General features: G+C 62.5%; 12 protein-coding genes. 4 read left to right on the forward strand and 8 right to left on the reverse strand.

The annotated features are described in order from the left end of the window. Positions 1–214: 214 nt before the first annotated feature. Positions 215–1183 (forward strand): sugar-binding transcriptional regulator, encoded by a 969-nt coding sequence (locus G6N74_RS18645; protein ID WP_165119464.1) that lies wholly within the window; start codon positions 215–217, stop codon positions 1181–1183. Positions 1184–1231: 48 nt separating this feature from the next. Continuing rightward, entirely contained in the window at positions 1232–3289 is a 2058-nt protein-coding gene (locus G6N74_RS18650) for a bifunctional aldolase/short-chain dehydrogenase (RefSeq protein WP_165119465.1), read from the forward strand. Between the two features lie 46 nt (positions 3290–3335). Here the strand turns inward: G6N74_RS18650 and G6N74_RS18655 are convergent, their stop codons facing one another. The 5 genes from G6N74_RS18655 to G6N74_RS18675 all read right to left on the reverse strand — a co-directional run bounded on the left by G6N74_RS18655 (position 3336) and on the right by G6N74_RS18675 (position 7785). Further along, a complete protein-coding gene (locus G6N74_RS18655; protein WP_165119466.1) occupies positions 3336–3755 on the reverse strand; it encodes a type II toxin-antitoxin system VapC family toxin in 420 nt (139 codons plus the stop codon). Beyond that, entirely contained in the window at positions 3755–4000 is a 246-nt protein-coding gene (locus G6N74_RS18660) for a type II toxin-antitoxin system VapB family antitoxin (RefSeq protein WP_165119467.1), read from the reverse strand. The genes G6N74_RS18655 and G6N74_RS18660 overlap by 1 nt, the downstream gene beginning before the upstream one ends. A 104-nt stretch (positions 4001–4104) precedes the next feature. Continuing rightward, complete coding sequence (locus G6N74_RS18665; protein ID WP_091917410.1) at positions 4105–5160, reverse strand: substrate-binding domain-containing protein; 1056 nt, start codon at positions 5158–5160, stop codon at positions 4105–4107. Positions 5161–5201: 41 nt separating this feature from the next. Continuing rightward, entirely contained in the window at positions 5202–6197 is a 996-nt protein-coding gene (locus G6N74_RS18670; protein ID WP_165119468.1) for an ABC transporter permease, read from the reverse strand. Between the two features lie 76 nt (positions 6198–6273). Next, positions 6274–7785: a sugar ABC transporter ATP-binding protein gene (locus tag G6N74_RS18675; protein ID WP_165119469.1), complete on the reverse strand. Its 1512-nt coding sequence runs from the start codon at positions 7783–7785 to the stop codon at positions 6274–6276. Positions 7786–7940: 155 nt separating this feature from the next. Between G6N74_RS18675 and mtnK the strand changes: the two genes are divergently transcribed. Together mtnK and mtnA are read left to right on the forward strand one after the other, a co-directional pair. After that, positions 7941–9203, forward strand: coding sequence for an S-methyl-5-thioribose kinase (gene mtnK / locus G6N74_RS18680; protein ID WP_246245816.1), 1263 nt, complete (start codon positions 7941–7943; stop codon positions 9201–9203). After that, the gene (gene mtnA, locus G6N74_RS18685; protein ID WP_165119471.1) at positions 9200–10297 is read left to right on the forward strand and encodes an S-methyl-5-thioribose-1-phosphate isomerase; all 1098 of its coding nucleotides are present in this window, start codon (positions 9200–9202) and stop codon (positions 10295–10297) included. Before mtnK ends, mtnA begins: the two co-directional genes overlap by 4 nt. Here mtnA and G6N74_RS18690 read toward each other — a convergent pair. The 3 genes from G6N74_RS18690 to G6N74_RS18700 form a co-directional block, all read right to left on the reverse strand. Next, entirely contained in the window at positions 10294–10728 is a 435-nt protein-coding gene (locus G6N74_RS18690; RefSeq protein ID WP_165119472.1) for a type II 3-dehydroquinate dehydratase, read from the reverse strand. The two genes, mtnA and G6N74_RS18690, sit on opposite strands and share 4 nt — an antisense overlap. 62 nt (positions 10729–10790) lie before the next feature. Continuing rightward, entirely contained in the window at positions 10791–12092 is a 1302-nt protein-coding gene (locus G6N74_RS18695) for a TRAP transporter large permease (RefSeq protein ID WP_165119473.1), read from the reverse strand. Further along, a complete protein-coding gene (locus G6N74_RS18700; RefSeq protein WP_091918611.1) occupies positions 12089–12541 on the reverse strand; it encodes a TRAP transporter small permease in 453 nt (150 codons plus the stop codon). The genes G6N74_RS18695 and G6N74_RS18700 overlap by 4 nt, the downstream gene beginning before the upstream one ends. Positions 12542–12628 lie beyond the last annotated feature (87 nt).

The following is a 12628-nucleotide window of genomic DNA, read 5'->3' on the forward strand; positions in this document are numbered from 1 at the left end:
GAACTTTTGCGCGCGCCCGCCTAGCTGCAAACTTCAACGTTCTTGGCAGCAAAAAAGTGATGAAATCGTCCCCCTCCCCCTTGCGGGGAGGGGCTAGGGGTGGGGGTGGTTCCACCGCTGGGACCGTCGGAGAATACCCTTCGCGCGACAGAAGCGGGATCGATTGACTTTTGTCAGCCTCAGTGAATAATGTAAAAAATGGGAGAGCGGAGCGATGGCGATCCGGGCGACAGATCAGATCATCCATAAGGCCGCATGGCTCTATTATACGCATGGCTTGCGCCAGGACGAGGTTGCAAAGCAGCTCGGCATTTCGCGCGCATCTGTCGCCATGTATCTGCGCAAGGCGCGAGATACCGGCATCGTCACCATATCGACTTCGACGCAGCTTTTCAGCCAGGACGTGCTGGCGCGCGAGGTCGAGGACGCCTTCGGCCTCGACACCGTCTGGGTGGTTTCACCGGAACGTGACGGGCCGGATGCTGCTGCCGAAGTGCCGGTGGTGGCGGCGAGCGTCTTTCTGGAATTGGTCGAGCGCGGCCAGCGCATTGGCGTCGCCTGGGGCCGCACGGTCTATTCCATGGCCGACGTCATGCCATTCGCCGACCTTCAGGATGTCACGGTGGTGCAGCTCTGCGGTAATCTCGGCGCGCCTTATTCCTACCGGCCCGACCAGTGCACTATGGAAATTGCCCGGCGGCTCAATGCCAAGGGCCTGAATTTCTATGCGCCGCTGGTGCTGAGTTCGGAACGGCTGGCGCGGGAATTGCGCGACGAGCCGGTCATCCGCGAACAATTGGCAAGCGTCGCCGACTGCGACCTGGCACTCTATTCGATCGGCACGGTCGATGAGGACAGCCATGTCGTCAAATGCGGCGCGATGAGCCCGAGCGAAGTGCATGCGCTGCGTGACAATGGCGCGGCCGGCGTCGTTGCCGGCCAGATGATCGACCGTCACGGAACGTTGCTCGACTGCGATTACAATCGCCGCATCATTTCGGCAGACCTCAATTCGATCCGGGCAATCAGGCGGCGCATGGTGGTGATCCAGGAAGACAGCAAGCTTGAGCCGCTGCTCGCTGCCCTTGCCGGCGGCCTGTGCTCGCATCTGGTGATCACCGCTGAAATGGCGCGGCGGCTGTTGGCGCGCGCGGCGAAGCCATCGGTCAGGGCTTCGGCCTGACTCGACAAATCAACGAACCTTCAAGAACACGCGATACGGGAAGAGAGCATGAAAAACCTTTGGAATGACGCCGAAGCCGAAGCGCTTGTCGAGGCCTATGCCAAGAAGGGCGTCGCGCGCGATCTGGCGCTCCGCGTCTACACCACGCGCCTGCTCGGCGGCGAGCCGCGGCTGGTGCTGCATGGCGGCGGCAACACCTCGGCCAAGATGCGGGTGAAGGATTTTGTCGGCGACGAATGGGACGTGCTCTGCGTCAAGGGCAGCGGCTGGGACATGGCCGTCATCGAGCCGCAGGGCCTGCCCGCGGTGAAGATGGGATCGCTGCTCAAGGCCCGTGCGCTCGACAGGCTGTCCGATGAGGATATGGTCGCCCTGCAGCGCGCCAATCTCATCGATCCGTCGTCGCCCAACCCGTCGGTGGAAACGCTGTTGCATGCCTTCCTGCCGCACAAATTTGTCGACCACACCCACTCGACCGCCGTGCTTGCCATCGTCGACCAGGGCGAGAACAGCGAGGCGCTGATCCGCAAGGTGTTTGGCCCGAAGATGGGATACGTTCCCTACATCATGCCGGGCTTCGATCTTGCCAAGGCGGCAGCCGAAGTGTTCGACGCCGACACCAGCGTCGAAGGCCTCATCCTCGACAAGCACGGCATCTTCACCTTCGGCGACAATGCAAAGGAAGCTTACGATCGCATGATCCATCATGTGACGGTGGCCGAGGATTATGTGGCAAAAAATGCCAAGCCTGCACCGAAGCTGATTGCCTTGCCGAAGACGCTCGCCAAGCCGGCCGACTTTGCCTCTTTCCTGCGCGGCGCGGTCGCCTTCGACCGCGGCGAGGGCCGCTTCGATCGCATGGTCAGCGACTTCCGCACCTCGCCTTCGATCGTCGAGTTCCTCAACCGGCCGAACCTCGCAGCGCTGGCAAAACAGGGCGTCAGCACGCCCGATCTTTCGATCCGCATCAAGACCGGGCCGATGGTGCTGCCGGCACCGGACGCCGAAAAACTTGGCGACTATAAGAAGGCGATCCGCGAGCATGTCGCGGCCTTCGAGAAGGATTACCGCAGCTATTTCGACACCAACAATGCACTGGACGATGTCGAGCGCACCATGCTCGACCCGATGCCGCGCCTGTCGCTGGTGCCGGGGCTCGGCATGTTCGGCCATGGCCGCACGCTGAAGGATGCGAAAATCGCTTCCGATGTCGGTGAGATGTGGATCGAGGCAGTGCGTGGTGCCGAAGCCGTCGGCGACTTCCACCCGCTCAGCGCCGCTGAACTGTTCGGCCTCGAATACTGGTCGCTGGAGCAGGCCAAGCTCGCCTCCAACAAGCCCAAGCCGCTGACCGGACAGGTGGTGCTGGTGACGGGCGGCGCCGGCGCAATCGGGGCGGCGACCGCCAAGCTGTTCGCGCAGACCGGCGCGCATGTCGTGGTGGTCGATCTCGATGCCGCCAAGGCGGCGGAGGTCGCCAAGAAGGCCGGCAACAATTCAATCGGCGTCGGCGGCGATATCACGAAGCCGGAAGACGTGCGCGCGGCCTTCGATGCAGCGGTGGCCACCTATGGCGGCGTCGATATCGTCGTCTCCAATGCCGGTGCAGCCTGGGAAGGCGCGATCGGCGACATCGACGATGCGCTGCTGCGCAAGAGCTTCGAGCTGAATTTCTTCGCCCACCAGAGCGTGGCGCAGAATGCCGTGCGCATCTTTAGGGAGCAGGGCACCGGCGGCGTGCTTTTGTTCAACGCTTCCAAGCAGGCGGTCAATCCCGGCGCGAAGTTCGGCGCTTATGGCCTGCCCAAGGCAGCGACGCTGTTCCTGTCGCGGCAATATGCACTAGAATATGGCGCGCTCGGCATTCGCTCCAACGCGGTCAATGCCGACCGCATCCGCTCCGGCCTACTCACCGACGCCATGATCGCCAGCCGCTCGACCGCGCGCGGCCTGTCGGAAAAGGACTACATGTCGGGCAATCTGCTCGGGCAGGAGGTGACGGCCGAGGACGTGGCGCTGGCCTTCCTGCATCAGGCGCTCGCCGAACGTACGACGGCTGATGTGACCACCGTCGACGGCGGCAATATCGCGGCGGCGTTGCGGTAGGTAGGGATCAGCGAGGTCGGGCGGTGGATTTAGCCGATCCGCCGCCTCAAGCGATGTCGGTCAACGCAAAGTCGTTGCCCTTGTAGGCAAGGGGGACGTCGAGCGCCTTGGCGCAGGCATAGGCGAAGCAGTCGCCGAAGTTGAGGTCGGCCGGATGACCGACCGCTTTGCCGTAGCGCATGCTGGCTTTGACCGCGAGCGCACCGATTTGCACCGAGACTGCAATCTCTTCGATCCGCAAACGCGTAATGAAGGCATCGAGAATCAGATCAGCCTCTTCGATCGCCGCCGCCGAAGGCTTGGCTGAATGACTGGCCCGTTTTCGGGCCAAAGCCTGGACAACTTCGAAGCGCACCAGCGGCGAGATGTAGAGCGGCGCTTCGTGCGCTTCGAGCCTTCGGAGTGTTATGTCCCAGTCAGATTCCTTGCTCAGAATGGCAACGATCACCGAGGCGTCGACGAACATCAGATATCGCCCCACATTTCGTCGGTGAAGCGCTTCATGTCAAAGTCCGGGTCGCCGGGCCCAAGTGCTGCAACTCTGGCCTGAAGATCAGCGACCACTTCGGTCAGCGGGCGTGCTCGCCGCGCTCGCTCCAATTCGTGCTCCAGCGCAATGCGGACGGCTTCCTTCTTGGTGGTCGTTTTCAGGGCCTTTTGCACTTCGCTTGCGAGGCGATCCACGGTTTCGTCCCGGATAAACAGGGCCATCGGATATCTCCTTCAGATATCCAGATATATGCTTTGGATATCCGGCATGCAAGAAAAAGGGCGGCCCGTGAGCCGCCCTTCTCGTTCCGTTCAGAAAACGCCTCTTACTTCGCGTTCGGGTTCGGCATCCAGGCAGGCATGGCGACATCGGCATGGGCGAATTGCGGCAGCTTGGCCGACAGGTCTTCCATGTTCTTGATGTCGTTGTCGTTGAGATCCTTCTGGGTGATCAGCGTCGGCGGAACGATGACGCTCTTGCCCGGGTCTTCGCCGGCCAGAAGCTGTGCCAGCGCGCGCACCGAGACCTGGCCGACGACGGCGGGGTTGGTGGCGGCGGTGGCGGCCCAGGCGCTGCCCGACTCGCGCATCGCGGCGATGTCGGAGGTCGAGATGTCGGCCGAGTAGATCTTGATGTCGGAGGACAGGCCGGCCTCGTCGACGGCGATCTTCACGCCCTTGGCGAACTCGTCATAAGGGGCGAACATCACCTTGATGTCAGGATTGGCGGTGATCACCGAGCGCGCCTGGTTGGCGACCGAATTGGCGATCGGATTGTCAAGCGTGCCGAACATCGCCTTCTCCTCGATGCCCGGATATTTCTTCTTGAAGTCCACCCAGGTCTCGTTGCGGCGGTCGAGCGGGGCGATGCCGGCGACATAGACATAGCCGGCCTTCCAGCTTTCGCCATTGTCCTTGATGGCCTGCTCCAGCGCCAGCCGGGCGAGGTCGCGGTCCGACTGCTCGATCTGCGGGATCTTGTCGTTCTCGACATTGACGTCGAAGGCGACGACCTTGATGCCGGCATCGACCGCGCGCTGTGCCGCTTCCTTCATGGATTCGGTCAGTCCGTGCTGGATGATGATGCCGTTGACGCCAAGCGCGATCGCCTGGTCGACCATGTCGGCCTGAAGGGCAGCATCCTGGCGGCTGTCGAGCACGCGCAGGTCAACACCCAGCGCCTTTGCCTGGCTTTCCACGCCCGACAGATAGGCCTGGAAGAAATCGCCGGTCGAGAGATAGCGCACCAGCGCGATCTTGACGTTGCCGGGATTGTCGAAGGGCGCAGGCTTGTCCTGGGCCATGGCCGGCAGTTGCATCAGGCAGGTGGCGCCGACCAGGCCCATTGCCATTTTACCGAGAGTTCTGCGATCGATCTTCATGACTTTCCTCCACTGAAAACCTGAGTTCAAAAGTATCAAACCTATTTCTGGCCACTCCTCGACAATGCGAAGGTGAAGACCAGCGCAACCACCAGAACCACGCCTTTGACGAAGTCCTGCGTGTAGTAGGGCGCGTTCATCATCGTCAGCCCCTGCAACAGGATGCCGACGAAGAGCGCGCCTATCGCCGTGCCGAAGGCGTTGGGCTTTGCAGCACCCAGAACGGCAAAGCCGATGAGCGCTGCGGCAACGGAATCCAGCAGCAGATTGTTACCCGATGCGATGTCGCCGCGTCCAAGCCGGGCGGCCAGCAAAATCCCGCCGATTGAGGCGAAAATGCCGGAAATCACATAGGCCCAGATCTTGTATGCCTTGACAGGCGCGCCGGCGAGTTGGGCTGCGCGTTCGTTGCTGCCCACCGCATACATCATGCGCCCGAAACGCGTGTATTCGAGGAAGAACCAGATCAGCACGGCAAGGATCAGAAGCACCACGACCGAGACCGGCACGAGGTTGGGAATGAAGAAATCGAAGCGGTGGCGCCCGAGCGCCAGGAAGGCCGGGCTGAAGGTGCCGCTCGCCACCGAACCGTCGGGCATGGTCATGCCGGTGGCGATGGAGCGGCCCTCGGTCGGGATGCGCTGAAGGCCGACCAGCAGGAACATCATGCCGAGCGTCGCAAGCAGGTCCGGCACGCGCATATAGACGATCAGGAAGCCGTTGATCAGGCCGACGATGACGCCGATAGCCAGGCAGACGATGACGGCGACAAGCGCATTCTGTTCCAGCACCACCATGACATAGGCGGCCGCCATCATCGCCGTCGTGGCGACCGAGCCGATCGACAGGTCGAAGCCGCCGACGACCAGCGTGGCGGTGACGCCGAGCGCCAGGACGCCGGTGATCGCGACCGACTGGAAGATGAAGACCGCACTTTGCGGCGAGACGAATCCGCTGGCCGAAACGGCGAAATAGGCAATCATCGCCGCCAGAAGCGCGAGGAAGCCGTAGCGCATTGCAAGGTCACGCACTGTCATTCCGCGCAGCCTCCGCCGGCGCGCGCCGAAATCGTCATGAAATGCATTCTGTCCTGGCTCCTGTGTCTTTGTAGCCTCATGCGGCGCCCCGTACCGGCTGCCCGGCGATCTCCGCAAGCAGTCGGTCCATGTCGACTTCGGCATTGCGGTGTTCGCCGACGATGCTGTGTTCGGACATCACCAGAATGCGGTCGGCGGTTTCGAGCGCCTCGTCGAGTTCAGTGACGAAGATGAGCGTGGTGCGTCCGGCGGAACTGGCCCGCAATTTGGCGGCGATGTCGCGGCGCGCGGCGATGTCGACGCCCTGGAACGGCTCGTCGAGAATGAACAGCCGCGCATTCTGCGACATCCAGCGCGCCACCATCACCTTCTGCTGGTTGCCGCCCGAAAGCGTGCCCATCTCGTCCCGCTCGGTGCGGCAGACGATGCCGAGATCGCTGATCTGCTGCCGCGCCGTGGTGCGTTCCGCGCCCCGCCGCAGTATGCCCATGCGCGACAGACGCTGGAGGAAGGGCAGGCTCATATTCTCGTAGATGTTGAAGTCGTGGACGATGCCGTTTTCGGCGCGGTCCTTGGCCACGAGGAACACGCCGGCATCGATGGCCTCGCTCGTCGATTTCGGCGCATAGGGCCGGCCATTCAAATTCATATTGCCGGCTAATGGCTTGCGCAGTCCGAACAGCGTTTCGGCCAGCGCCGTCTTGCCGACGCCGACGAGGCCGGTGATGGCGACGATCTCGCCGTCGCCGAGCGTCAGCGAAAAGGGCGTCGATCCTTCGGCAATTTTCAAATGCTCGGAAGAAAAGATCGCCCCGTCGGCATGACGCACGGCAACCGCGCTGAGACCGATCTTCTGGCCGAGCATGGCATTGACCGCGCCTTCATAGTCGAGAGGCTTTTCCCCGAACACGCCGGCAATGACGCCGTCACGCAGGCTGATGATGCGGTCGGCAAGCCGGCGGATGTCGGACATGCGGTGCGAGATGTAGAGGATCGCCACGCCGCGCCCGCGCAGATGGTCGATCAGTTTGAACAGCCGGTTGGCTTCGGCGCTGGAGAGCGACGAGGTCGGCTCGTCGAGGATAAGCACCTTGGGCTCATGCGCCATGGCGCGCGCAATCGCCACCATCTGCCGGTCGGCCAGCGACAGGTCTGCGATCTGGGCGTCGAGGTCGATCGACAGGCCCATCGCATCCGCGACCTTGCGGGCCTCGCGGCGCACGCGGCGTGGATTGAACAGGAGAGGCGCGCCCTTGCCGTTCAGCCGGTCGAGCGTGAGGTTGGTGGCGACATCAAGCGCAGCAACCACGCCGTCGGCGATGTTCTGATGCACCGTCACTACGCCGGCGCGAATGGCTTCTGCAGGAGTGGCCGGCTGGAAGGGCTTTCCGTCGAGGGTGATTTCACCTTGGTCGAGGCTGTAGACGCCGCTGACGATCTTCACGAGCGTCGACTTGCCGGCGCCATTGGCGCCCATCAGCACCGTCACCTCACCCGCGTGAAGTTCCAGCCCGACCCCGCCAAGCACCTGAATGGGACCAAAGGATTTCTTCAGGCCCGCAGCGCGGAACACGGCACCCTCGACCATTCATTTCCTCCCAATGAACAGGATGCTATGAAGCGCATCATCAAATGTCAATACGATTGACATTTGACAGAATGGTGAGCTACCCCTTTCATGGTCTTGTCTGGTCCGTCATGCTTGGAGCAGGCAGGCGACGGGAGGAACCGGTGACGAAAGTGATGACATTCGAGGCTTTGTCGATCGAGACGCTGGCGTCGCGGCTGGGCGGCACGGAGGCGGTCACCGCACGCATCGGCACGGACACCGGCAAGTGGAAAGTGCGCGAGGTCGGCGATGGCAATCTCAACCTCGTCTTCATCGTTGAGGGCGACAAGGGCAGCGTGGTCGTCAAGCAGGCGCTGCCTTATGTCCGTCTCGTCGGCGATAGCTGGCCGCTGCCGCTGAAGCGGTCCTTCTTCGAATATCACGCGCTGACAAGGCAGGAAGCCCGCGCCGGCAAGGGCACGGTGCCGGCGATCCACCATTTCGACGAAGTTCAGGCGCTGATCGTCATGGAGTATCTGTCGCCGCACATCATCCTGCGCCGGGCGCTGATCGAGGGACGCACCCCGCCGAAGATCGCGCGCGACCTCGGCCTGTTTATGGCCCGCACCCTGTTCCGCGGCTCCGACCTCCACATGAAGGCGCGGGCGCGCAAGGAGGATCTGGCGCTGTTTGCCGACAATGCCGAGCTTTGCGACATCACCGAAAATCTCGTCTTCACCGATCCCTATTTCGAAGCGGCGATGAATCGCCACACCACGCCGCAGCTCGATGGCATCGTCACTGAGCTGCGCGCCGACCGCGATCTCAAGGTGGAGGCGCAGAAGCTGAAGCATCTCTTTGCGGCCAATGCCGAGACGCTGCTGCATGGCGACCTCCACTCGGGCTCCATCATGGTGACTGATGAGGACACGCGGATCATCGATCCCGAATTCGCCTTCTATGGCCCGATGGCCTTCGATGTCGGCATGCTGCTGGCGAATTTCTGGATGGCGTTCTTCTCGCAGCGCGGCCATGAGCTGGGTGGCAGCCGTGAGGCTCAGCGCGGCTATCTGCTCGGCGTCATCGTCGAGACATGGTCGGTCTTCCGCACCGAGTTCGCGCATCTGTGGCGGACCGAACGCAGCGGCATGCTCTACGCCAAAAGCCTGTTCGAAGATCGCGGCGATATCTTCGGCAGCGAGCAGGCGCTCGATCATGTGCTGCACGGCATCTGGACTGATATGCTGGGCTTTGCCGGCGTCGAGATTCACCGCCGCATTCTCGGCCTCGCCCACAACGCCGATTTCGAGACCATCGAGGACGAGGATCTGCGCGCCGCCTGCGAGACGAAGGCGCTGAAATTCGGCCGGCATCTCGTCGTCAACCGCCGCCACATCCACAGCCTCGATGAAATCAATACGCTGGCCGGTCTGATCGAAAAGGAGAAAGTCGCGTGAATGTCGGAGACCGCCACTACCGGACGATCTGGCTGAATGAAGACGGCCGCTCGGTCGACATCATCGACCAGCGCTGGCTGCCGCATGATTTTCGCATCGAAACTGTCGGCACAGTGGACGGGATTGCGACCGCTATCCGCGACATGTGGGTGCGCGGCGCGCCGCTGATCGGCGTGACGGCGGCTTACGGCATGGCTTTGCAGACGCTCGATGACCCTTCTGACGAAGCCTTGGACGCCGCCTGGGAGAAGCTGCACGAGACGCGCCCGACCGCGATCAATCTGCGCTGGGCTCTCGACGAGATGCGCAACCTGCTTCGGTCGCTGCCCAATGGCGAACGCGCCAAGGCTGCCTACAAGCGCGCCGCCGAGATCGCCGACGAGGATATCGAACTCAATCGCGGCATCGGCCGCAACGGGCTGGAAATCATCCGCGCGATTGCCGCGAAAAAGAAGCCGGGCGAGACCGTCAACATCCTGACCCATTGCAATGCCGGCTGGCTGGCGACCGTCGACTACGGCACCGCCACCGCGCCGATCTATCTGGCGGCGGCGGAGGGCATTCCGGTCCACGTCTATGTCGACGAAACGCGACCCCGCAATCAGGGCGCGCAACTCACGGCGTGGGAAATGGTCGGCCACGGCGTGCCGCACACGCTGATCGTCGACAACGCCGGCGGCCATCTGATGCAGCGCGGCGCGGTCGACATGGTCATTGTCGGCACCGACCGCACCACGGCGGACGGCGACGTCTGCAACAAGATCGGCACCTATCTCAAGGCGCTGGCTGCGCGCGACAACGACGTGCCGTTCTATGTCGCGCTGCCGTCGCCCACCATCGACTGGACCGTCGGCGACGGCCTGAAGGAAATACCGATCGAGGAGCGCTCCGGCGACGAGGTTTCGCTGGTCTGGGGCAAGACGGCATCCGGCGAAATCGCGCAGGTGCGCGTCTCGCCCGAAGGCACCACGGCCGGCAACCCCGCCTTCGACGTAACCCCGGCGCGGCTGGTTACCGGCCTGATCACCGAGCGCGGCGTGGCAAAGGCCTCGCGCGAAGGCCTGCGCGAACTCTTTCCGGAGCGGCGCGGCTAAGCCTCGATCAATCCAATCATTGCCGTAACGGCGGTCGGGTATCCCTTGGGACCCAGCCCGGCGATGACGGCTGTCGCGACCTTCGACACGAAGGAGTTGTGATAATAGGCCTCGCGCTTGTGGATGTTGGAGATGTGAAGTTCGATGATCGGGCCGGGAAACATCTTCAGCGCATCGAGGATCGCGATCGAGGTGAAGGTAAAGGCGGCGGGGTTGATGATGATGCCCGCACCCTCGTCGATCGCCTCGTGGATCCAGTTGATGATCTCGCCTTCGATGTTCGACTGGTGGAAGCGCAGCGGCCTCTGGCCGGCTGCCTGTCTGCACATCGCCTCGACCTCGGCCAGCGTCGTCGTGCCGTAGATTTCCGGCTCGCGCTTGCCGAGCCGGTTGAGGTTTGGCCCGTTGATCACGAAGATCGGCTTGGTCATGAGTTGCTCCGGTTTTATCGATGGGCTTGGCGAGGGGAGGCCGTTGCCGGCCCCCCGGGACCTCAGCCGGCGTAACCGGCCATGCGCGGCAGCCACAGCACGAGGTCGGGAATGAAGGTGATCAGCCCGAGGCACACCACCATCCAGAACAGGAATGGCAGGCAGTCGCGGATGATGTCCTTGATCGGCGCGCCCGAAATATTGGTCATGATGAAGAGCAGCAGGCCATAGGGTGGCGTCACCAGCCCGAGCATGATGTTGACCACTACCATCACGCCGAAATGCACCATGTCGATGCCGAGCGCCTGCGCGGTCGGAATGAAAACCGGCACGATGATGAGCAGGATCGCCGTGCCTTCGAGCACACAGCCCAGCAGCAGCAGGATGACGTTGACCAGAAGCAGGAACTGGACTGGGGTCAGATCCCAGGCAGTCAGGATGACGCGCAGGCTGTCGGGAATGTTCTCGACCGTCACGACATAGTTGAAGACGAGCGAACCGGCGATGAGCATGCCGATGGAAGCGCTGGTCTTGGTGCTGACGAGCAGCGCGTTGTAGCCTTCGCGAAACGTCAGGCTTCGATAGAACACGATCGAGATGACGAGCGCGTAGAAGGCGGCGAGGGCTGCTGCTTCAGTAGGCGTCGTAATGCCAGTGTAGATGCAGCCAAGCAGCAGGATCGGCATGAACAGCGCCGGCAGCGCTCGCCAGGTGATGAGCGGGATGTCGCGCATCGGCACCGCTTCCTCGACCGGGAAATTGTTGCGCCGCGCGGTCCAGGCCACCTGTCCCATCTGCATGAACGACATCAGCAGACCCGGCACCACGCCGGCGAGGAACAGGTATCCAATGGATGCGTCCGATACGAGCGCGTAGATCACCAGCGGGATGGATGGCGGGATGATCGGGCCGACCACGGCCGTCACAGCCGTCAGCGCCGCTGCATAGCTGGGGGTATAGCGGCCCTCGCGCGTCATCATGTTCTGCATCATGCGCCCGCTGCCGGCAGCGTCGGCGATTGCCGAGCCAGACATGCCGGCAAAGATGATGCTCTGCACGATGTTGACCTGCGCAAGGCCTCCGCGGAAGCGGCCGACGAGCACGTTGCAGAAGCGCAGAAGCCGCTCGGTCATCGAGCCGCTATTCATGATTTCGGCCGCCAGAATGAACAGCGGCACGGCGAGGATGACGTAGTTCGAATACATGCCGTTGAGGAACTGCTCGGCGGCGGTGCCCATGTCGAGGCCGGCCATGTAGAGATAGAGGATCGAGCCGGAAATCATCGCCAGTCCGATCGGCAGGCCGAGAAAGGCGAGAATGGTGATGACGACGATGGATATGGAAAAAGGGCTGGTAAGGTTCATACGCCTGAACTCGCCTTGGTTGGGTCGAACGCTTCAGGAGCGTGTCCGCGGATGGCCTGCCAGCCGATCCAGAGATAGCGGATGATCATCGCAACAGCGAAAACGACGTAGATCGAATAGAGATAGTCGAAGCGAATCTTCAGATAGGCGGTGTGCTCCACCTTCATGAAACCGACATAGTCGATGACGGCGGGAAGCGAGACGCCGAAGAGCACGATGAGCGCTGCGGCCGTGATAATGGCCATGATCCGGCGCGTGTTGTCGCCGACCGCACCATAGATGAGGTCGAAGCGGATTTCCTCGCGTTCGCGCACGACGAAAGCGCTGCCGAACAGAACCAGCCATATCCACAGGACGACGCTGATCTCATGCGTCCAGCCGATGGAGAGGTTGAGCACGTAGCGGAACACGATCTGCAGCATGAAGGCCGCGAACATGACGGCCAGCATCGCCGATGCGATGTTCTCGGCCCGTGCCCGCAGCCATTCAAAAGTGTCGGTAGAAAACAATCTGGCCACGAGGCCCCCCTTTCCAGA

The sequence above is a fragment of the Mesorhizobium zhangyense genome, assembly GCF_011045115.1.
Classification (GTDB): domain Bacteria; phylum Pseudomonadota; class Alphaproteobacteria; order Rhizobiales; family Rhizobiaceae; genus Mesorhizobium_M; species Mesorhizobium_M zhangyense.